At 70.1% G+C, this 19,685-nt stretch carries 19 protein-coding genes; 11 read left to right on the top strand and 8 right to left on the bottom strand.

Translation table 11 applies throughout. The annotated features are described in order from the left end of the window. Nucleotides 1-64: 64 nt before the first annotated feature. Together ACGFRF_RS14540 and ACGFRF_RS14535 are read right to left on the bottom strand one after the other, a co-directional pair. The gene (locus ACGFRF_RS14540; RefSeq protein ID WP_393739696.1) at nt 65-1,546 is read right to left on the bottom strand and encodes an FG-GAP and VCBS repeat-containing protein; all 1,482 of its coding nucleotides are present in this window, start codon (nt 1,544-1,546) and stop codon (nt 65-67) included. A 193-nt stretch (nt 1,547-1,739) separates the two neighbouring features. Continuing rightward, on the bottom strand, nt 1,740-3,029 hold the full coding sequence (locus ACGFRF_RS14535) for an FG-GAP repeat domain-containing protein (protein ID WP_393739695.1): 1,290 nt from the start codon (nt 3,027-3,029) through the stop codon (nt 1,740-1,742). Nucleotides 3,030-3,136: 107 nt separating this feature from the next. On the opposite strand from ACGFRF_RS14535, the gene ACGFRF_RS14530 reads away from it, so the two are divergent. Further along, nucleotides 3,137-3,463 (top strand): antibiotic biosynthesis monooxygenase family protein, encoded by a 327-nt coding sequence (locus ACGFRF_RS14530; protein WP_393739693.1) that lies wholly within the window; start codon nt 3,137-3,139, stop codon nt 3,461-3,463. A gap of 60 nt (nt 3,464-3,523) precedes the next feature. On the opposite strand, the gene ACGFRF_RS14525 is transcribed toward ACGFRF_RS14530, so the two are convergent. Beyond that, a complete protein-coding gene (locus ACGFRF_RS14525; protein ID WP_393739691.1) occupies nt 3,524-3,778 on the bottom strand; it encodes a GntR family transcriptional regulator in 255 nt (84 codons plus the stop codon). 161 nt (nt 3,779-3,939) lie between these two features. Between ACGFRF_RS14525 and ACGFRF_RS14520 the strand changes: the two genes are divergently transcribed. Together ACGFRF_RS14520 and ACGFRF_RS14515 are read left to right on the top strand one after the other, a co-directional pair. After that, on the top strand, nt 3,940-4,170 hold the full coding sequence (locus tag ACGFRF_RS14520; RefSeq protein ID WP_393739689.1) for a hypothetical protein: 231 nt from the start codon (nt 3,940-3,942) through the stop codon (nt 4,168-4,170). Then, a complete protein-coding gene (locus tag ACGFRF_RS14515) occupies nt 4,167-4,445 on the top strand; it encodes a hypothetical protein (RefSeq protein WP_393739687.1) in 279 nt (92 codons plus the stop codon). The genes ACGFRF_RS14520 and ACGFRF_RS14515 overlap by 4 nt, the downstream gene beginning before the upstream one ends. A 652-nt stretch (nt 4,446-5,097) precedes the next feature. Here ACGFRF_RS14515 and ACGFRF_RS14510 read toward each other — a convergent pair. The 3 genes from ACGFRF_RS14510 to ACGFRF_RS14500 form a co-directional block, all read right to left on the bottom strand. Further along, entirely contained in the window at nt 5,098-6,021 is a 924-nt protein-coding gene (locus tag ACGFRF_RS14510; protein WP_393739685.1) for an RNA polymerase sigma-70 factor, read from the bottom strand. A gap of 46 nt (nt 6,022-6,067) precedes the next feature. Next, entirely contained in the window at nt 6,068-6,451 is a 384-nt protein-coding gene (locus ACGFRF_RS14505) for a DoxX family protein (protein ID WP_393739683.1), read from the bottom strand. Between the two features lie 135 nt (nt 6,452-6,586). Next, the gene (locus tag ACGFRF_RS14500) at nt 6,587-8,866 is read right to left on the bottom strand and encodes a (Fe-S)-binding protein (protein ID WP_393739681.1); all 2,280 of its coding nucleotides are present in this window, start codon (nt 8,864-8,866) and stop codon (nt 6,587-6,589) included. Nucleotides 8,867-9,097: 231 nt separating this feature from the next. Here ACGFRF_RS14500 and ACGFRF_RS14495 point away from each other — a divergent pair, with 231 nt between their 5' ends. The 7 genes from ACGFRF_RS14495 (at nt 9,098) to ACGFRF_RS14465 (ending at nt 17,364) form a co-directional block, all read left to right on the top strand. Continuing rightward, the gene (locus tag ACGFRF_RS14495; protein WP_393739679.1) at nt 9,098-10,117 is read left to right on the top strand and encodes an MraY family glycosyltransferase; all 1,020 of its coding nucleotides are present in this window, start codon (nt 9,098-9,100) and stop codon (nt 10,115-10,117) included. Between the two features lie 94 nt (nt 10,118-10,211). After that, complete coding sequence (gene dnaK, locus ACGFRF_RS14490; RefSeq protein ID WP_393739677.1) at nt 10,212-12,059, top strand: molecular chaperone DnaK; 1,848 nt, start codon at nt 10,212-10,214, stop codon at nt 12,057-12,059. Further along, nucleotides 12,056-12,715 carry a nucleotide exchange factor GrpE gene (gene grpE / locus ACGFRF_RS14485; protein WP_393739675.1) on the top strand — a complete coding sequence of 220 codons (660 nt, stop codon included), beginning with the start codon at nt 12,056-12,058 and terminating at the stop codon, nt 12,713-12,715. Before dnaK ends, grpE begins: the two co-directional genes overlap by 4 nt. 39 nt (nt 12,716-12,754) lie before the next feature. Then, the gene (dnaJ, locus tag ACGFRF_RS14480) at nt 12,755-13,927 is read left to right on the top strand and encodes a molecular chaperone DnaJ (protein WP_393739673.1); all 1,173 of its coding nucleotides are present in this window, start codon (nt 12,755-12,757) and stop codon (nt 13,925-13,927) included. 5 nt (nt 13,928-13,932) lie between these two features. Next, nucleotides 13,933-14,385 carry a heat shock protein transcriptional repressor HspR gene (locus ACGFRF_RS14475; protein ID WP_393739671.1) on the top strand — a complete coding sequence of 151 codons (453 nt, stop codon included), beginning with the start codon at nt 13,933-13,935 and terminating at the stop codon, nt 14,383-14,385. Nucleotides 14,386-14,865: 480 nt separating this feature from the next. Then, on the top strand, nt 14,866-15,975 hold the full coding sequence (locus ACGFRF_RS14470) for a sugar ABC transporter substrate-binding protein (RefSeq protein ID WP_393739669.1): 1,110 nt from the start codon (nt 14,866-14,868) through the stop codon (nt 15,973-15,975). A gap of 345 nt (nt 15,976-16,320) precedes the next feature. Then, complete coding sequence (locus ACGFRF_RS14465; protein ID WP_393739667.1) at nt 16,321-17,364, top strand: LuxR C-terminal-related transcriptional regulator; 1,044 nt, start codon at nt 16,321-16,323, stop codon at nt 17,362-17,364. Nucleotides 17,365-17,436: 72 nt separating this feature from the next. On the opposite strand, the gene ACGFRF_RS14460 is transcribed toward ACGFRF_RS14465, so the two are convergent. Beyond that, complete coding sequence (locus ACGFRF_RS14460; RefSeq protein ID WP_393739665.1) at nt 17,437-18,450, bottom strand: helix-turn-helix transcriptional regulator; 1,014 nt, start codon at nt 18,448-18,450, stop codon at nt 17,437-17,439. Between the two features lie 292 nt (nt 18,451-18,742). Between ACGFRF_RS14460 and ACGFRF_RS14455 the strand changes: the two genes are divergently transcribed. Then, complete coding sequence (locus ACGFRF_RS14455; protein ID WP_393739663.1) at nt 18,743-19,078, top strand: hypothetical protein; 336 nt, start codon at nt 18,743-18,745, stop codon at nt 19,076-19,078. 162 nt (nt 19,079-19,240) lie between these two features. On the opposite strand, the gene ACGFRF_RS14450 is transcribed toward ACGFRF_RS14455, so the two are convergent. Next, nucleotides 19,241-19,654, bottom strand: a complete 414-nt coding sequence (locus ACGFRF_RS14450; protein WP_393739661.1) for a pyridoxamine 5'-phosphate oxidase family protein — start codon at nt 19,652-19,654, stop codon at nt 19,241-19,243. Nucleotides 19,655-19,685: the final 31 nt, after the last annotated feature.

Raw genomic sequence — 19,685 nt, 5'->3', positions numbered from 1 at the left:
GTGGGGAGGAGGCCGGGCCCGCACGGCTGCGGGCCCGGCCACGGGTGGGAGGGACGAGGGCTGGTCAGTCGGCGAAGAGAGCGCCGAACTGCGGGGTGCCCGAGGTGGAGACGCCGACGGTGCCGGCGCCGATGAAGCGGCTGCCGGAGGTGGTGATCTTCGTGCCGCTGGACGGCAGGTAGGTCAGGGCGCCGTCGCCGCTGTCCTCGTTCGCGCCGATCACCAGGTCGGCCTTGCCGTCGCCGGTGACGTCGTCGAGCTTGACGTCCATGCCGAACAGGTCGTTCTTCTCGTTGCCGCCGGGGACCCCGGTGGTGTTCTGGTTGAAGGACTGGGTGCCGGAGGCGGTGTTCACGCCGGACGCCGAGCCGTACAGGACGGTGACCGCGCCGGTGTCGGCGACGCCCTCGATGTCCTCCATCGGGGCGCTGACCACGAGGTCCTGGTAGCCGTCGCCGTTGATGTCACCGAGGTCGAGGTCCCAGCCGAAGGAGTCGCCCTTCTCCGAGGTGCCGGGGACGCTGCCGGTGTTCTGGTTGATGCCGGTGGTGCCGGCCGGACCGGAGGCGGACCCGTAGGTGATATTCACCCGGCCGCCGTTGGAGGCGTCCGGGACGGGGGTGCCGTCCTCGGTGGTGGCGTCCCAGCCGGCGCCGCTGACGATGTCGCCGAAGCCGTCGCCGTTGATGTCGCCGATGGCGGTGATGATGCCGGGCTTGAGGGCCTTGGCGGTGGAGCCGCTCAGACCGCTCGCAGTGCCGGGCAGCCAGTAGTTGGTGTTCCAGCCGTACTGCGTGGAGGTCTCGTAGCCGTCGACCACGAGGTCGGTGCGGCCGTCGCCGTTGACGTCACCGGCGGTCAGGCTCATCGGGCCGAACGGGTAGTCGTTGCTGCCGGACAGGATGGGCGGCTTGACGGTGGTGACGCTGCCCGCGGTGCCGGAGCCGCTGATGCCGCCCTTGTAGAGGTAGAGGGTGGCGGAGGAGCTGCCGACGACCAGGTCCGTCTTGCCGTCGCCGTCGAAGTCGCCGGCGGCGAGGTCCTTGCCCCAGTAGTCGTGGGAGGAGACGGCCGGGTCGACCAGGTGGGCGGACTTACCGGTCAGGCCGGTCTTGGAGCCCCACAGGATGACGAGGTCGCCGCCGTTGGTGTCGGTGCCGACCTTCTCGTAGGGGGAGCCGACGGCGAGGTCGTCGTAGCCGTCGGCGTTGAAGTCGCCGTAGGCCGTGTCCTGGCCGAAGCCGTCGCCGGCCTCGGCGGTGCCGGCGACGCCGGTGGTGTTCTGGCTGATGACGGTGCGCTTGGCGGACGAGACGCCGGTGGCCGTGCCGTACAGCACGACGACCTGGCCGGCGGCCTTCCGGCCGCTGACGTAGGCGCCGGCCGCCGAGGTGGCGACGTCGCCGATGCCGTCGCCGTTGAAGTCGGCCTTCGCGACCTTGACGGAGTCGGCGGCGGTCGCGGGCGAGGCGGCGAAGGTGAGCAGACCGCCCGTCAGCGCGGCCGCGGTGGCCGTCGCGAGGGCGAGTCGGCGGTGTTTGTGCATGCGGTTTCTCCTGCGGCATGCGGGGGATGCCTGGCGGGCATCCACAGTCGATGGGGTGCGGACTCCCCGTGTTCGACGCGAGTTGTCCCGCGGTTCACAGGTGGTCGGCGATCAAGGAGACCTGTGTCGGGGCGTAAAGGTTGTACGTGAGTTCGGTAATTTTCCGAGGCTGCTGCGACAGCGGGTGGGCGGGCTATGGCTCCAGGAACACCGACGTGGAGAAGGCCACCGCCGGCCCGGCCCCGACCAGCCCCTTCGCCGTGCCCGCGTACACGGCGACCGTGTCCCGCGTCTCGCCCCGGTACGTCCGTACGGCCAGGTCGGCGCGCCCGTCCCCGTCGAAGTCGGCGGCGGCCAGCACCCGGGTCGTGCCGGACGCCCGGGGTACGACGGTGACCGCGCCGCGCGTCGACAGACCGGCCGCACCCGCGTGGAACACACGCAACCGGGAGCCGCTGGAGAGGAGTTCGTCGCGGCCGTCCCCGTCGAAGTCGGCGGCGTCGAGCATCGAGCCGGGGGCGGCGAGGGCGGCCCGGACGGCCGGGGCCGGGAGGTCGTAGCGCAGCAGCGTCTCCCCCATGCCGCCCACGGCCGCGTCCAGTGCCCTGCCCTGCCCGAAGCGGCCGAGGGCCACGTCGACGCCTGCGGGCAGGAGGGCGCCGGTGCGGGCCGGACCGGTGGGGCCGCCGAGGACGACCGCGGCCGGGCCGGTGCCCTCCGCGGCACGGACCACCAGGTCGTCGTCCCCGTCCCCGTCGACGTCGGTGGCGGGACCGACGGGCACCTCACCGGGGGAGGGCAGGGGCGCACCGGCCGCGCGCGGGACGCCCCGACGGCTGAACGGGCCGCGCAGATACGACAGTTTCCCGCCGGAAGCGTGCACCACCAGGTCGGCTGTGCCGTCACCGTCGAAGTCGCCGCACACCGGCTGGTCCGGCCAGTCGTTGCCGTAGCGGGCGCGGGCCGGGACGGCGAGCTTCACCCCCCGGCCGGTGAGTCCGGCCGGGGAGCCGAAGAGGATCTGCAGCGGCACCGGTGGCCGGCCCTGGCCGTCGTACGGCGGATCGGTCGACACGACCAGATCGGTGAAGCCGTCTGCGTCGAGGTCACAGCTCTCCTCGGCGTCGAAGACGGCCGGCAGCCGGCCCCCGGTGGGAACCGCCTGCTTCGTGGGACTGAGCAACTGCCGGGCCCCCGGCCGGAGTCCGTGCGCGCTGCCGTACACGATCCCGATGCCCGCGTCGTCGGCGTGGCTCTGCGCCTTGACCAGGTCGTCGAGGACGAGGTCGCGGTGGCCGTCGCCGTTGAAGTCGTCCGGGACCTTGCTGCCCTTGCCGCGGGGCACGGGCAGTTCGGCGGGGCCGTCCGCGATCCCGGTCGGCTCGGGCTGTCCGGCCCCGGTGCCGTCGGCCGGGCCGCAGGCGCCGAGCAGGAGAGCACAGCCCACGGCCACCGCTGCCGTACACGTCCTGCCGCTTCGCATCCGCACCGTTCACCTCGCCGGCCCCGTTGGCAACCCCGGCAATGATGCACGTGTTCGAGTGGCGGCGACACCCCTGCCCCGGCCGTGTTGTGGGCGAGGATGGTGCCATGAGCGTAGTGAAGATCAACGTGCTGACCGTTCCCGCCGAGCAGCGGGAGGTACTGGAGAAGCGGTTCGCTTCGCGGGCCCACGCCGTGGAGAACTCCGACGGCTTCGAGTGGTTCGAGCTGCTGCGGCCCGTCGAGGGCACCGACACGTACCTCGTGTACACGCGCTGGCGTGACGAGGAGTCGTTCCAGGCGTGGATGGAGGGTCCGATGAAGGCCGCGCACCAGGGTGGCGGCGAGGGAGGCGAGCGGCCCCGGCCGGCTGCCTCCGGGTCCACCCTGTGGTCCTTCGAGGTGGTGCAGCAGGCCGGGCCCAAGGGGGCCTAGGCGGAGCCGCGGGGGAGACTCGGGAGAGACGCGCGTGTGGCGCCCCGTCGCCGAGTAGTCCTACGCGGGCTGCTCGGGGTCTTCGGCGGGGCGCTTGGCCACGAAGGAGCCGAGGCCGGGTTCGGTGTAAATGAGGCCCTCCCTGCGCAGGTTCTGAAGGACCTTTTGGGCCGTCGCTGTTGCGATTCCGAACTCCGCGATGATCTGCATGACGGACGGCACCCGAGTGCGGGGCGGGTAGGTCCCGTCCTCGATCCGCCCGCGGATGACCTCGGCGACCTGTCGCCAGCGTGGAATGTCTGGTGCGAACTGCATCACCACACCACCATGCCCGTCCGGAGTACACCAGTGCGATCCGTGATAGGCCCTAGTACACCATGCAGCACTACCGCTACAGTGAGCCAGCGAAGGACCCCCGCGACGGGTGGAGCCGTCCGGGGGCGTGGCCACCAGCTGAAGACAACGGAGCTGATGACGTGACCGACCTTATCCGCCGCCTCGTCACCTGGGTGAGCGTGCTGCTCTTCCCGCCCGGGAGGGAACGCCTGCCGTACGCCGACGCCGACCCCTGGCCGGCCCAGCCTCTGTCCCTCCCCCGCCACCGCAGCCCGTACGGCCTCGACGCGCCCCTCGACGCCACCAGTGTCCGGGCTGTACGGCCGTACGTGACCGGGCCGTACCTGATCCACGGGCTGGAGGTCGCGTGAGGCAGGCGCCGCGGCTGCTGCCCTGGACCGGTACCGAGGGCAAGCCCTGTTACCTCATCACCGACGACCGCGACGGGCCGCTCTCTCGACTGGCCGACGCCACGGAGTCCGTTCAGCTCGGCATGGGCGGACAACTGCTCGCTCATGTCCGGCAGATCCTGCCGGACACCGCACCAGGTGAACTCCGTTTCCTGGCCGAGTGCTTGACCCAGGCTCTCGATGACGCCCTCCGTATCGCGGAGAGCCGGGGGCGGAGGCTGGAGCAGCTGAACTGAGCGGAGGGAACGGAGGCTTGTGAACTGTGCCGAGCTGTTCGGTGGCCGTGGGGCCGCCCGCTTCTCGGCCAGTGTCGTGCTTCCGCGAGGCGAGTCAAGGGCGCTGCGCGTCGCCTTCGGCGATGGCCCTCCGGGCCACCCTTGACACGCCTCGCTCCAGCACGGGGGAGAAGCGAGCGGGCAGCCCGGGGAAAGTGGGCGCCTTACCGGTACCGGTCCCTTGGCTGCGCTGCGCTGCGTTCGCGCCGTCGGCGGTGGGGGCGCGTCTGCGTCTCGCATGGGCGCCGGGTGGGTTTGGCGGTGAGCGGCTGGTGGGTGGGGCGCGTCCGCGTCTCGCATGGACGCCGGGTCGGCTGAGCGTCTTGCGGGCGGTGGGTCGCTTGGGAGGGCGATTGGCGGATTTGGGCCACTTGCAGGCTGTCCCAACCACTCGCTGACCTGCTCCTTTGCGTTGTCCCCCGGCCCGAATCCGCCGATCACCGTCTGAGGGACCGGGGCGGGTCGGCTGGTTAGTGATGGGCGGTTTTGTTCCAAGGGGTGTCGAAAGTTTTCGTGGGGGCTCTTGCGAAGGGCGAGACAGGCGCGTGCATGGGCTTGCCGGGGTGGAACGGAGCTGCCTTTCGGGGTGTGGCGTTGCTCGATGCCGGAGCGGTCATGGCCTGGGGCGGCGTGCTGGTCTTACCGCGCGGTCGATCGCCCAGGCGTCCGCCACCGGGCCCAGGTGCCCCAGCTTGTCGGGGTTGATCACGAAGCGGACTGCCTGGATCTGTCCGTCCAGTACGTCGAGCGTCAGGGTGTTGAGCACCTTGCCGTCCTGGTCGCGGACGATCGCGCCCGGCTGGCCGTTGACCTCGTGCGGCTCGCATGTCACGCCGATCCGGGCCATCCGGGGGAAGGCGAGGGCGAGCAGCCGGGCCACGTTCTCCGCGCCGATGACGGTCCTGGCCAGCTGCGGGGCCTTGCCGCCGCCGTCGCCGACCATCGTCACGTCGGCGGCGAGCAGGTCCCGCAGGCCGGCGACGTCGCCTTCGCGGAGGGCGTCGAAGAAGCGCGACGCCAGTTCCTCCCGCTCCTTGCGGTCCGCTTCGAAGCGGGGCCGGCCCGCGGCCATGTGGCGCCGGGCCCGCACCGCCAGCTGGCGGCACGCCGCCTCCGAGCGTCCCACCGCCGACGCGACCTCGGGGAAGCCGAAGTCGAACACCTCCCGCAGGACGAAGACCGCCCGTTCGAGCGGACTGAGCCGCTCGAGCAGCAACAGGGCCGCCATCGACACCGAGTCGGCCAGCTCCGCCGACCGCGCCGGATCCTCGTAGGGGTCGGCGAGCAGCGGCTCGGGGAACCACGGCCCGACGTACTGCTCCCGCCGGACGCGGGCCGAGCGCAGCACGTCGATCGAGAGCCGGGTGACCGTGGCCGAGAGGAAGGCCTTGACCGATCTGGGCTCGGTCGGGGAGGCCTCGAAGCGCAGCCAGGTCTCCTGGACCGCGTCCTCGGCCTCGCTGACGCCGCCCAGTATCCGGTAGGCGATCGAGAACAGCAGCGGCCGCAGCTCCTGGAACTCCTCGGTCCTGTTCATGCCTGCTCCTCCTTGACGTCCTGGTGATCGGCCATCGACTCGCCGGTCAGCCGGTGAAGGACTCGGGGCCGAAGCGACCCCACGCGAGGAGTACGGCGAGCGCGAGGTAGATCAGGTTCAGCAGCACGAACCGGTGTTCGTCGCGGCGGCCGTGGGTGATCATCGCGCCGATCATCAGCAGGGTCCAGCAGACGGCGGTCACCGGCACCAGAACCGGTGCGATGCCGAGCGCGCCGGGCAGGATCAGGCCCGCGGCGGCCAGGAGTTCGAGGACGCCGAGGCTCTTGACGAAGGGGGCGCCGGTGTCCGCGGTCCATCCCCCGCCCTGCACCGCGGCCAGTTTCTCCCTGGGCACGAACGTCTTGCCGATGCCGCCGGTCAGGGCCACCACGGCCAGCAGTCCGGCAACGATCCACAGCGCGAGATTCATGATCCGCTCCTCGGTCGAGGGGTTGTCCGTCCCGTGGACGAGACAGCGGCCCTCGCCTGTGACATCCGGGCCCCCGGGTACGACGACGCCCCCTGCCTGTGCGGGTCAGGGGGCGCTGTCGGGTTTCGGGGGCCGTTACTTCACCGGCTCGGGCTCCGGCTCGGTCTCCGACGGGGCCGTGCCCGCCGGGGGCTCGTCGTCCGGGACCGGGGTCTTGACGGAGTCCAGCAGCAGCTGGGCGACGTCCACGACCTGGATGGACTCCTTGGCCTTGCCGTCGTTCTTCTTGCCGTTCACGGAGTCCGTGAGCATGACGAGGCAGAACGGGCAGGCGGTGGAGACGATGTCCGGGTTGAGGGAGAGGGCCTCGTCGACGCGCTCGTTGTTGATGCGCTTGCCGATCCGCTCCTCCATCCACATCCGGGCGCCGCCGGCGCCGCAGCAGAAGCCGCGCTCCTTGTGGCGGTGCATCTCCTCGTTGCGCAAGCCCGGGACCTTGCCGATGATCTCGCGCGGGGGCGTGTAGATCTTGTTGTGGCGGCCCAGGTAGCACGGGTCGTGGTAGGTGATGATGCCCTCGACGGGGGTGACCGGGACCAGCTTGCCCTCGTCCACCAGGTGCTGGAGCAGCTGGGTGTGGTGGATGACCTCGTAGTCGCCGCCGAGCTGCGGGTACTCGTTGCCGATCGTGTTGAGGCAGTGCGGGCAGGTGGCGACGATCTTCTTCGCCGACTTCGGCTTCTTCGTCGACTCGTCCTCGTCGTCCTCACCGAAGGCCATGTTCAGCGCGGCGACGTTCTCCATGCCGAGTTCCTGGAACAGGGGCTCGTTGCCGAGGCGGCGGGCGGAGTCGCCGGTGCACTTCTCGTCGCCGCCCATGATCGCGAACTTGACGCCCGCGATGTGGAGCAGCTCGGCGAAGGCCTTGGTGGTCTTCTTGGCGCGGTCCTCGAGGGCGCCGGCGCAGCCGACCCAGTACAGGTACTCGACCTCGGTGAGGTCCTCGATGTCCTTGCCGACGACCGGGACCTCGAAGTCGACCTCCTTGGTCCACTCCAGGCGCTGCTTCTTGGCCAGGCCCCAGGGGTTGCCCTTCTTCTCCAGGTTCTTGAGCATCGTGCCCGCCTCGGAGGGGAAGGCACTTTCGATCATGACCTGGTAGCGGCGCATGTCGACGATGTGGTCGACGTGCTCGATGTCCACCGGGCACTGCTCGACGCAGGCGCCGCAGGTGGTGCAGGACCACAGGACGTCCGGGTCGATGACGCCGTTCTCCTCGGCGGTGCCGATCAGTGGGCGCTCGGCCTCGGCGAGAGCCGCGGCGGGCACGTCCTTGAGCTGCTCCTCGGACGCCTTCTCCGCGCCCTCCATGGTCTTGCCGCCGCCGGCCAGCAGGTACGGCGCCTTGGCGTGCGCGTGGTCCCGCAGGGACATGATCAGCAGCTTGGGGGACAGCGGCTTGCCGGTGTTCCAGGCGGGGCACTGCGACTGGCAGCGGCCGCACTCGGTGCAGGTGGAGAAGTCCAGCAGGCCCTTCCAGGAGAACTGCTCGACCTGGGAGACGCCGAAGACGTCGTCCTCGCCCGGGTCCTCGAAGTTGATCGGCTTGCCGCCGGAGGTCATCGGGAGCAGGGCGCCGAGGGAGGTCTCACCGTCGGCGTTGCGCTTGAACCAGATGTTCGGGAAGGCGAGGAAGCGGTGCCAGGCCACACCCATGTCGGTCTTCAGGGCGACCGTGATCATCCAGATGAAGGAGGTCGCGATCTTCAGGCCGGCGAAGAAGTAGGTGAGGTTCTGGAGCGTGGAGACGTCCATGCCCTCGAGCCAGGAGACGACCGGGTACGAGATGAAGAACGAGGACTCGTAGCCGTCCACGTGGTGCTGGGCGCCTTCGAGGGCGTGCAGCATGAAGATGCAGACGCCGACGATGAGGATGACGGCCTCGACGAAGTACGCCTGGCCGAAGTTGGAGCCGGCGAAGCGGGACTTGCGGCCCGGCTTGCGCGGGTGGCTCAGCTGGCGGATGGCGATCAGGGTCAGGATGCCGACCACCGTCATCGTGCCGATGAACTCGACGAAGACGTTGTAAGGAGCCCAGTCACCGAGGATCGGCAGGATCCAGTCCGCCTGGAACAGCTGCCCGATCGCGTTGACGATCGTCAGCAGCAGGGTGAAGAAGCCCACCGCCACGAACCAGTGCGCCACGCCGACGACGCCCCAGCGGTTCATCCGGGTGTGGCCGAGGAACTCCCTGGCCACGGTGATGGTGCGCTGTGTGGGATCGTTGGTCCGCGTACCGGCCGGCACCGGCTGGCCCATCCGCATGAAGTTGTAGATCTGCAGGAGGGCGCGGCCGAACAGTGCCACGCCGACCACGATCAGGACCAGCGACACGATGATCGCGGCGAGTTGCATTGGGGCTCCTGAGGCGGCCTCGAATTAACCGAGCGACATTACTAAGCGGTAACTTATGCAGTCCGTCTGAGACTACCCCCATCTTCCTTCGGGATGCAGCAGAGCGCGGGGTGATCTGGGTCGCTGAGGGCCGCCTTCCTGGCCGGTCCAGGGGTGCGTACGGCGCATCCGGCAGGCAATCCGATCGTGTTATTCATCCCGAATTGCTACATTCGCCCCTACCTTAGAGCCGTGCTCTACGGGATCGCCGCCGCAACCGCCGCCCTCCTCCTCGCCGCCGTCTGCGCGGCGCTGCTCAGGGTGCCCGCGCTGCGGCTCGGCATCCTCGACCCGCGCCGTCAGCGGCCCCTTCCGGTGCTCGGCGGGCTCGCCGTCGTGACCGTCACCTGCCTGGTCGCCTGGATGGGGGAATGGACCCGGGTCGCCCCGCTCGGGGACGGGGTGGGGAAGCTGCTGATCGCCGCGGCCGCGGTCGCCGCGCTGGGCCTGGTCGCCGACGTGTGGCGGCTACGCGCGCGTGTGCTCGTCGCGGGTACGGCCGTGGCGGCGGTCTGCGTGGTGCCGTACGACGAGACGGGGGTGCCGGGTGGGGTGCTGGCCGTGGGGTGGATCGTGCTCGCCTCCCTCGCCTTCAAGGCGCTCGATCACGCCGACGGGCTGGCCGGGACGGTCGGGGTGGTCACCGCGTTCGGTGCGGGGGCCTGCGCCGCCGCCGAGGTGATGGACGGTCTCGCCGTGCTGCTGAGCGTGTTCGCCGCCGCCCTCACCGGCTTCCTGATGCACAACTGGCATCCGGCGCGGGTCGGCATGGGGGCGTGCGGGTCGCTGTTCACCGGGTTCCTGCTGTCGTCGTCCGTCGTCTTCACGCGCGCGGGGTACGCGATCGGGCCGAGCGCGGCGGTGGTGTTCTGCCTCGGCGCCGTCGCCGTCGCCGACGCCGTCCTCGTGGTCCTCGCCCGGCTGGTGGCCCGGCGCCCGCTGCTCAGGAGGCGGCCGGACCATCTCGCGCACCGGCTGCGGCGGCTCGGGCTCACCCCGCAGGGGTCCGTCGTGCTGCTGGGCGCCGGCTCCTTCTCCTCGGTGCTCGTGGGGGTGCTCGTGCACACCGGGTGGACCGGGGACGGGGCCGCGCTGTGGGTGGCGGGAGCGGCCCTGCTGGCCGTCCTCGTACTCCTTCGTATCCCTGTCCAGCCGCCCCGACGCACCGTATCGACGCAGGTCAGCGGGCACTTGCGTGTAAGGAACGGATAAGAGTTGAGTCCAGTTGGCTCAGGTCTGTTGACCCGCGGCATCTCCTCAGGCACACTTGAGCCTGTTCCACTCAAGTCAGCTGGAGGAATCAACCATGGCACGTGCGGTCGGCATCGACCTGGGCACGACTAACTCCGTCGTCAGCGTTCTGGAGGGCGGCGAGCCCACCGTCATCACCAACGCCGAGGGTGCCCGGACCACGCCGTCCGTCGTCGCCTTCGCCAAGAACGGTGAGGTGCTCGTCGGCGAGGTCGCCAAGCGCCAGGCGGTCACGAACGTGGACCGGACCATCCGCTCGGTGAAGCGTCACATGGGCACCGACTGGAAGATCCAGCTGGACGGGAAGGACTTCAACCCGCAGCAGATCTCCGCGTTCATCCTGCAGAAGCTGAAGCGGGACGCCGAGGCCTACCTGGGCGAGAAGGTGACCGACGCGGTCATCACCGTCCCCGCCTACTTCAACGACTCCGAGCGTCAGGCGACCAAGGAGGCCGGTGAGATCGCCGGTCTGAACGTCCTGCGCATCGTCAACGAGCCGACCGCGGCCGCCCTGGCCTACGGCCTCGACAAGGACGACCAGACGATCCTCGTCTTCGACCTCGGTGGCGGCACCTTCGACGTGTCCCTCCTGGAGATCGGCGACGGCGTCGTCGAGGTGAAGGCCACCAACGGCGACAACCACCTCGGTGGTGACGACTGGGACCAGCGCGTCGTCGACTACCTGGTCAAGCAGTTCCAGTCCGGCCACGGCGTGGACCTGTCCAAGGACAAGATGGCCCTGCAGCGCCTCCGCGAGGCCGCCGAGAAGGCCAAGATCGAGCTGTCCTCCTCCACCGAGACCTCGATCAACCTGCCGTACATCACCGCGTCCGCCGAGGGCCCGCTGCACCTGGACGAGAAGCTCACCCGAGCCCAGTTCCAGCAGCTGACGGCCGACCTGCTGGAGCGCTGCAAGACGCCGTTCCACAACGTCATCAAGGACGCCGGCATCTCCATCAACGAGATCGACCACGTCGTCCTCGTCGGTGGCTCCACCCGTATGCCCGCGGTCGCCGAGCTGGTCAAGGAGCTGACCGGCGGCAAGGAGGCCAACAAGGGTGTGAACCCGGACGAGGTCGTCGCCATCGGCGCCTCGCTCCAGGCCGGTGTCCTCAAGGGCGAGGTCAAGGACGTCCTGCTCCTCGACGTCACCCCGCTGTCCCTCGGTATCGAGACCAAGGGCGGCATCATGACCAAGCTGATCGAGCGCAACACCACGATCCCGACCAAGCGTTCGGAGATCTTCACGACGGCCGAGGACAACCAGCCGTCCGTGCAGATCCAGGTCTACCAGGGCGAGCGCGAGATCGCGGCGTACAACAAGAAGCTCGGCATGTTCGAGCTGACCGGTCTGCCGCCGGCGCCGCGTGGCGTCCCGCAGATCGAGGTCTCCTTCGACATCGACGCCAACGGCATCATGCACGTCACGGCGAAGGACCTCGGCACCGGCAAGGAGCAGAAGATGACCGTCACCGGCGGCTCCTCGCTGCCGAAGGACGAGGTCGACCGCATGCGCGAGGAGGCCGAGCGCTACGCGGAGGAGGACCACAAGCGCCGCGAGGCCGCCGAGACCCGCAACCAGGGCGAGCAGCTGGTCTACCAGACCGAGAAGTTCCTCAAGGACAACGAGGACAAGGTCCCCGGCGAGGTCAAGACCGAGGTCGAGGCCGCGGTCGGCGAGCTGAAGGATGCCCTCAAGGGCGAGGACACCGCGGAGATCCGCACCGCCACCGAGAAGGTCGCGGCCGTCTCGCAGAAGCTGGGCCAGGCCATGTACGCCGACGCCCAGGCCGCGCAGGCCGGCGGCCCCGAGGGTGCCACCGCGGGTGGTGCCAAGCCCGCTGACGACGACGTCGTCGACGCCGAGATCGTGGACGACGAGCGCAAGGACGGTGCCGCGTGACGGAGGAGACCCCGGGCTTCGAGGAGAAGCCCGACGTCCCCTCCGGCGCGGCCCCCGAAGACGCCGAGTCGAAGGCCGCTCCCGAGGAGGGGGCGGCCCCGGCCGGGGACGTAAGTGCAGACGCGGGCCTGGTGGCCCAGCTGGACCAGGTGCGCACGGCGCTCGGCGAGCGCACGGCGGATCTCCAGCGCCTCCAGGCCGAGTACCAGAACTACCGCCGCCGCGTCGAGCGTGACCGGATCGCGGTCAAGGAGATCGCCATCGCGAACCTCCTGACCGAGCTCCTGCCCGTGCTCGACGACATCGGCCGCGCGCGGGAACACGGCGAACTGGTCGGCGGCTTCAAGTCCGTCGCCGAGTCGCTGGAGACCGTCGCGGCCAAGATGGGCCTGCAGCAGTTCGGCAAGGAGGGCGAGCCCTTCGACCCGACGATCCACGAGGCCCTGATGCACTCCTACGCGCCGGACGTCACCGAGACGACCTGCGTGGCGATCCTGCAGCCCGGGTACCGCATCGGTGAGCGCACCATCCGCCCCGCGCGGGTGGCCGTCGCCGAGCCGCAGCCCGGCGCGCAGACCGTCAAGGCCGAGGGCGCCGAGGAGAACACCGCGGCGGGCGGCGACGACAAGGAGAACGGTGGCCCGGAGGAGGGCTGACGTAATCACCGACGACGCAGGAGAGGAGGGACGTCGGGGATGAGCACCAAGGACTTCATCGAGAAGGACTACTACAAGGTCCTCGGCGTCCCCAAGGACGCGACCGAGGCCGAGATCAAGAAGGCGTACCGGAAGCTCGCCCGCGAGTTCCACCCGGACGCCAACAAGGGCAACGCCAAGGCCGAGGAGCGCTTCAAGGAGATCTCCGAGGCGAACGACGTGCTCGGCGACCCCAAGAAGCGCAAGGAGTACGACGAGGCCCGCACCCTGTTCGGCAACGGCGGCTTCCGCCCCGGGCCGGGCGCGGCCGGCGGCTCCTTCAACTTCGACCTGGGCGACCTCTTCGGAGGAGGAGGCGGTGCCCAGAGCGGAAGCTTCGGCGGTGGACTCGGTGACGTCTTCGGGGGCCTGTTCAACCGCGGCGGCACGGGCACGACCCGGACCCAGCCGCGGCGCGGCCAGGACATCGACACCGAGGTCACCCTCAGCTTCACCGAGGCGATCGAGGGCGCGACGGTCCCGCTGCGGATGACCTCCCAGCAGCCCTGCAAGGCCTGCTCCGGCACCGGCGACAAGAACGGCACACCGCGCGTGTGCCCGACCTGCGTCGGCACCGGGCAGGTCGCCCGGGGCTCGGGCGGCGGCTTCTCGCTCACCGACCCCTGCCCCGACTGCAAGGGCCGCGGCCTGATCGCCGAGCACCCCTGCCTGGAGTGCAAGGGCAGTGGACGCGCCAAGTCGTCCCGCACGATGCAGGTCCGCATCCCGGCGGGCGTCACCGACGGGCAGCGCATCCGGCTGCGCGGCAAGGGCGCGCCCGGTGAGCGGGGCGGCCCGGCGGGCGACCTGTACGTGGTCGTGCACGTCGGCGAACACCCCGTGTTCGGCCGCAAGGGCGACAACCTCACCGTCACCGTGCCGGTGACGTATCCCGAGGCGGCCCTCGGCGGCGAGGTGCGGGTGCCGACCCTCGGCGGTCCGGCCGTCACGCTGAAACTGCCGCCGGGCACCCCCAACGGCCGTACGATGCGCGCCCGTGGCAAGGGCGCGGTCCGCAAGGACGGCACCCGCGGCGATCTGCTGGTCACCGTCGAGGTGAGTGTCCCGAAGGACCTGTCGGGGAAGGCTCGTGACGCACTGGAGGCGTATCGCGAGGCGACCGCGGGCGAGGACCCGCGGGCGGAGCTGTTCGAGGCCGCGAAGGGAGCTTGAGAGTGATGGACGGCCGTCGACGTAACCCGTATGAACTGACCGAGGAGACCCCGGTCTACGTCATCTCGGTGGCGGCCCAGCTCTCCGGACTCCACCCGCAGACGCTGCGCCAGTACGACCGCCTGGGCCTGGTCTCCCCCGACCGCACCGCCGGCCGGGGCCGCCGGTACTCGGCCCGTGACATCGAACTGCTCCGCCAGGTGCAGCAGTTGTCGCAGGACGAGGGCATCAACCTGGCCGGCATCAAGCGGATCATCGAACTGGAGAACCAGGTCGCCGCCCTGCAGTCCCGCGTCGTGGAGCTTCAGGCGGCGCTGGACGGCGCGGCGGCCGCGATGCAGCAGCGCGAGGCCGCCGTCCACGCCTCCTACCGCCGCGACCTGGTCCCGTACCAGGAGGTGCAGCAGACCAGCGCGCTGGTGGTGTGGCGGCCCAAGCGGCAGCAGCAGCCGGATTGACCCTCCGCCGAGTGGAACGCGTACGAGGGGCCCGCAGGCATCGTGCCTGCGGGCCCTTCGCCGTACCCCCGCGTCCGTGTGGGTCGGCCGGGAAGCGAGCCGGACGGCGGCAACCGGACGGTGACGGTGCCGAAGCGGGCGTCGTCCGCCGTCGGGACGCCCTCGGTGCCGTGGCCGGGTTCGTTCGCTTCCCCGGTCGAGCGGGTGCGGCGGCGGGCGCGTCCCGATGATCATGGCGTGCCGGGAATGGAGTTGGTTGTGCCGATCTTTGCCTGCCCGTGAACTCCCTTTGAATGGAGGGTCCGTAAAGAGTGTTTGGAGGTGATTCCGCGCCACCTTCACAAGGGCAGCTGAGCGTGGTGTTGCGGACTCGTTAAGTGATTCCGCTTGACGCCGAGTGGCGCCGCCGCGTTGTCTTTTCAGACACCTGGGTCGTATAGCAGCACCCACGTCCGGAACGCACCTGAAGTGAGCCCTCGAATGCGTCGTATCGCCATATCCGTGGCCGCGTCCACGATGACCCTCTCGCTCGCCGGCTGTGGCGTGCTGAACGCGGCGGGGGACGGCGCGAGCGCGAGCCCGACCAAGGGCAACGACATCACCGTGGGCCTGCTGCTCCCGGAGAAGGCCAACACCCGCTACGACAAGTTCGACTACCCCATCATTCGGGACAAGGTGGCCGAACTCACCCAGAAGCAGGGCAAGGTCAAGTACGCCAACGCCGACGCGAGCGTCACCCGGCAGGCCGACCAGCTGCAGCAGATGATCGACGACAAGGTCGACGTCATCCTGCTGGACGCGGTCGACTCGCACGCCGTCGCCGCCGGCGTGCAGAAGGCCAAGGACGCCGGCATCCCGGTCATCGCCTACGACCGCCTCGCCGAGGGCCCGATCGACGCCTACATCTCCTTCGACAACGAGCTGGTCGGCGAGGTGCAGGCCCGCACGCTGCTGGAGGCGCTGGGCCCGAAGGCCGACACCTCCGACAAGATCGTCATGGTGAACGGCTCGCCCACCGACCCCAACGCCAAGCAGTTCAAGCAGGGCGCGCTGTCCGAGCTGAGCGGCAAGGTGACGATCGCGGACTCCTTCGACACCAAGGACTGGAAGCCGGAGAACGCCGAGGCGCGCATGGCCGCGGCGATCGCCAAGATCGGCAAGGACAACATCGCCGCCGTCTACGCCGCCAACGACGGCATGGCGGGCGGTGTCATCAAGGCCCTCAAGGCGGCCGGCGTCACCCAGCTGCCCCCGATCACCGGCCAGGACGCCGAACTCGACGCCGTGCAGCGGGTGGTGACGAGCGAGCAGTACATGAGCGTCTACAAGTCCTACCCGGACGAGGCCGAGGCCGCCGCACAGATGGCCGTCACCAAGCTCCAGGGCAAGGACATCCAGTTCGACGCCCTCACCCAGGACAGGGTCGACAGCCCCACCACCAAGGACGTCCCGTCCAAGCTGGTCCAGGTGAGCGCGCTGACCCAGCGCACCATCAAGGACACGGTCGTCGCGGACGGCATCTACACCATCGGCCAGATCTGCACGGCCAAGTACAAGGCGGCCTGCGCGGCGATCGGCCTGAAGAAGTAGCCCCGGGACACGCCCCGTCCGGCGTCCTGCCCCCACATGCCCCAGCGGCCCTTCCGCTGGGGCGCCCCCTCGTGCGAGCGGCGCGACGGCCCGGCCGGACCTGGGGGAGGCCGGGGCCGCCCCGGGCGCCCTCAAGCGCCCGGGCGGTGCGGCGACGACGATGCCGTGGTGGTGTCCGAACCGCCACGGTCATCTTGTGGCAATGCGGGGGGAGGAGCCTGGATGAAACCCGGGCATACCAGTGGTTCACGGCAGCCCCCGTCGGGAGAGCCGTGTTGCGGACCCGGTCGGCGCCGCGCATAGTTGCGCTGCGGAAGTGGCAGCACACCGGGGGTGAAATGGGCGATGGCCGGGCACGGGGCGGAGGAGCATCCTCACGGTGCCGACCGGCTGTGCGAGGTCGGGGACCGTGTCTATTCCCGTGCCGTACGCCGGGGGCGGGTGCCGCGCACGGACGCCGAACCGGTGCCCTGCCTGCTGGAACTCGCCCTGCTGCACCCGGACCCCGACGACATGGACTGGCTGGTGCCGACCTCCCCGCAGGAGGTCATGACCAGGCTGCTGCGCGGGGTCTACGACGAGGTCAGTGAGAGCCAGCGGCGGATGGGCTCGGCGGTGGCCGCCTTCGAGTGGTACGCGGGCCTGGGCCGGCAGCTGAACGCCCTGGCGGCCCCGGCCGAGGGCAGCGCCATCCGGGTGCTGGACGGACTCTCCCGCATCCAGGCCGCGATGGACGAGGCGACCGAGGCGTGCACCACCGAGGTGCTCACCGTGCAGCCGGGCGGTATCCGGCGGGAGGCCGAGCTGACCGAGGGGCTGCACCGGGCGCTGACCCTGCGCGGCCGGGGCGTGCGCATGCGCGACCTGTACACGCATGTGGCCCGGCACGGGCAGGGGCTGCTCAACTACCTGGAGCTGATGGGTGACACGGTCGAGGCCCGCACCCTGGACGAGGTCATCGACCGGCTGATCCTCTTCGACCGGACGGTGGCCTTCATCCCCGCCAACTCCGATCGCACGATGGCCCTGGAACTACGCCACCCCGCCCTGGTCGCATACCTGGTCACGGTCTTCGAACGCCTCTGGCGGCTGGCGATCCCGCTCACCGCCCCCCTGCCCGACACCGGCATCGAGGGCATCTCGCACCGTGAGCAGTCCATCGCCGCGCTGCTCGCCGAGGGCCACCAGGACGCGGTGATCGCCGAGCGGCTCGGCATCAGCGTCCGAACCTGCCGGGCCCACATCGCCCGCCTGTCGGAGACGCTGGGCGCGGCCAGCCGTACCCAACTCGGCGTCCGCATCGCCCAGGTGGGCCTGGACGGCCACCGTCCCGCCCGCCCGGCAGGTGCGCTCACGGTTCCCGATCAAGGCTCCCCGACCGGCCTGTGAGGTGGCCGAGCCGGGCGCGGCTGTCACGGCCGAGAGCGGCGGCGAACCCGGCGACCGTACCCGGTCGTCACCTCAGTTGTCCCGCTCCAGGATCCCGGACTGGGCGATGAGATAACCGAGTTGAGCCCGGCTGCCGCTGCCGAGGGCCTGGGCGAGTTTGGCGATGTGGGCCCGGCAGGTGCGGACGTTCATGCCCAGCCGGCGGGCGATGGCCTCGTCGACGTGGCCCTCGACCAGGAGCTTGGCGATGGAGTGCTGGATCTCGGTGATGCCGTCGGGGGCGGTCTCGTACGGGGTGCCGGCGCTCAGCGGAACGGCGCGGTCCCACATGAACTCGAACACCTTGATCAGGTAGCGGACCAGGCCGGGGTGGCGTAGCTCCAGGGCCATTTGCCGGTCGTCGCTGATGGGGATGAACGCCACGGCCTCGTCGCAGACGATGAGCCGGTCCACCAGTTCGTCGATGGTGCGGTACTCCACCTTGCCGTTGGCGAAGTGGTCCACGTAGGCGAGCCGGTCGGGACTGTATCTGGCCGTGTGCTGGTACAGCGTGCGGATCCGCACCCCGCGCTCGATCAGCGGCTTGTCGCGTTCCAGCCCCTCGAGGAGCCGTTGCTCGGGACGGCGCCGGCCACTGGGCTGCACCGTGAGCATCTCCGTCCGGCACTGGGCCGTGGCCAGGTCCAGTGACGCGTTGATCCGGTCCAGCCCCTCCAGAACCGTGATGGAGTGGGTCGGGGCGCTCTCCTGGGTGCTGAGGGCCATGAATGGCTCGAAGACGTCGGCCAGGGCGACGGACAGCCGCCGTCGCTCGGTGATCTCCCGTTCCAGGGGATGGAGGCGCTGTGCCAGGGCCAGTGTCGGGGGAACCGGACGGAGCCAGCCGGCGTCGTCCGGATCGGGGTGGAGGAGGGCGAACTCCATCAGACAGGGGGCGGTCTCGGCATCCGCTCGCGCGATGCGGCCGGTGCGGAGCGCCGTCGCGTAGAGGCGGTTTCCTTCGTCACACAAGTCGGTAACCGCATGGGGATGTGTCGCCTTAGTCCCATTCGTTGTCAAATCTCCGCCCCCCAGGGTCCTGAACATGCAGGAACATGATGCACCGATCGTGTGGTCATGATGTGCCCGAATGAGCCATCGTCTTACACGACGGGGGAAGAGGGGACCTTCAAGTGAGGACGAAGCCGACTATGCGTAAGAGAATGCTTCGCTCGGTGCTTGTCGCCGCCTTCTCCGCCGTTGCGGCCTTCGGAGCGTTGGCCGGCCTCTCCGGCGTGCAGGGGGACGGTCACGAGGCGAGTGGCGCTCGGACAACGGGGACGGTCGCTGTCGGCGTCGAGACTCCGGTCAGCACGGACGACAGCGTCTGGGACTGACGATGACTACTCCACCCGACGACCGCTCCTTCCGTCGCGAGATGGCCACCGCCTACCGCTCGGGCTGGCACTTCATCGACCTGGTCACCGCCATCCCCCACAGTGGTGACTCGTTGATGGTGACCGTGTTCGGTGAGCCGGTCGTCGTCACCCGGGACGATGACGAGGATGTACGGGCCTACCGGTGTCTGCGCAAGCCCCGCGGGGCGCCGCAGCCCGTCCGGTGTGCCATCCGGTACGGAATGATCTTTGTGAACCTGGACCAGCGGGACCACCGGCTGACCGAGCCGGCGGATTCCGACCTGAGGACCATCTCGGCCACCCCCCGCAGTGCCTGACGCGATTCCCCCGTCGTAAAAGATCGCTCAGGCGCTTCCCCCCCGCAGCGGCGTCACCGTGACCTGAACACGGTGACGCCGCTGCAGTTTTACGGGGACATTTCGCACTTTGGGCACCTTTTCATGGTGGCCGAAACCGGCCATTCGGCAGTCGTGGGCCGGTCAGCCGTGGCCCAGTGCCCGCTCCACCTCGATCTCGATCACCACGCGGGACGGATTCGGCCCCGGCGTCCGCTCGTAGCGCTCGGCATAGCGCCGCACCGCCTCCGCGACCCGCTCCGGTTCCGTCCGTACCCGCGCGCGCCCCTCGAGCGTGGCCCAGCGTCGGCCGTCCACCTGGCACACCGCGACCCGGGCGCCCCCGGGGCCGGCCGAGAGCACGTGGGAGACCTTCGCGGACGTCCTGTTCGTGATCACCCTGGCCAGCCGCGCCCCGGGGTCGTACGTCACCCCGACCGGCACCACGTGCGGGCTGCCGTCGGGCCGGAGCGTGGTCAGTGTGCACAGATGCCGCTCGCGCCAGAAGGCGAGGTAGTGCTCGTCCGGGGCGGCCGGGTCTACGGAGTGCGTCGCCATGCCCGCAACCTAGCCGGAAACTACGCCGTCT

This window comes from Streptomyces sp. NPDC048521 (assembly GCF_043199855.1).
Lineage (GTDB): Bacteria > Actinomycetota > Actinomycetes > Streptomycetales > Streptomycetaceae > Streptomyces.
This window is presented reverse-complemented; position numbering and strand designations above follow the sequence as displayed.

Coding starts and splice junctions, on each gene's coding strand:
- ACGFRF_RS14540 (WP_393739696.1), bottom strand. CDS start 1,546: ATGCACAAACACCGCCGACTCGCCCTCGCGACGGCCACCGCGGCCGCG.
- ACGFRF_RS14535 (WP_393739695.1), bottom strand. CDS start 3,029: ATGCGAAGCGGCAGGACGTGTACGGCAGCGGTGGCCGTGGGCTGTGCT.
- ACGFRF_RS14530 (WP_393739693.1), top strand. CDS start 3,137: ATGAGCGTAGTGAAGATCAACGTGCTGACCGTTCCCGCCGAGCAGCGG.
- ACGFRF_RS14525 (WP_393739691.1), bottom strand. CDS start 3,778: ATGCAGTTCGCACCAGACATTCCACGCTGGCGACAGGTCGCCGAGGTC.
- ACGFRF_RS14510 (WP_393739685.1), bottom strand. CDS start 6,021: ATGAACAGGACCGAGGAGTTCCAGGAGCTGCGGCCGCTGCTGTTCTCG.
- ACGFRF_RS14505 (WP_393739683.1), bottom strand. CDS start 6,451: ATGAATCTCGCGCTGTGGATCGTTGCCGGACTGCTGGCCGTGGTGGCC.
- ACGFRF_RS14500 (WP_393739681.1), bottom strand. CDS start 8,866: ATGCAACTCGCCGCGATCATCGTGTCGCTGGTCCTGATCGTGGTCGGC.
- dnaK (WP_393739677.1), top strand. CDS start 10,212: ATGGCACGTGCGGTCGGCATCGACCTGGGCACGACTAACTCCGTCGTC.
- dnaJ (WP_393739673.1), top strand. CDS start 12,755: ATGAGCACCAAGGACTTCATCGAGAAGGACTACTACAAGGTCCTCGGC.
- ACGFRF_RS14475 (WP_393739671.1), top strand. CDS start 13,933: ATGGACGGCCGTCGACGTAACCCGTATGAACTGACCGAGGAGACCCCG.
- ACGFRF_RS14470 (WP_393739669.1), top strand. CDS start 14,866: ATGCGTCGTATCGCCATATCCGTGGCCGCGTCCACGATGACCCTCTCG.
- ACGFRF_RS14465 (WP_393739667.1), top strand. CDS start 16,321: ATGGCCGGGCACGGGGCGGAGGAGCATCCTCACGGTGCCGACCGGCTG.
- ACGFRF_RS14460 (WP_393739665.1), bottom strand. CDS start 18,450: ATGTTCAGGACCCTGGGGGGCGGAGATTTGACAACGAATGGGACTAAG.
- ACGFRF_RS14455 (WP_393739663.1), top strand. CDS start 18,743: ATGACTACTCCACCCGACGACCGCTCCTTCCGTCGCGAGATGGCCACC.
- ACGFRF_RS14450 (WP_393739661.1), bottom strand. CDS start 19,654: ATGGCGACGCACTCCGTAGACCCGGCCGCCCCGGACGAGCACTACCTC.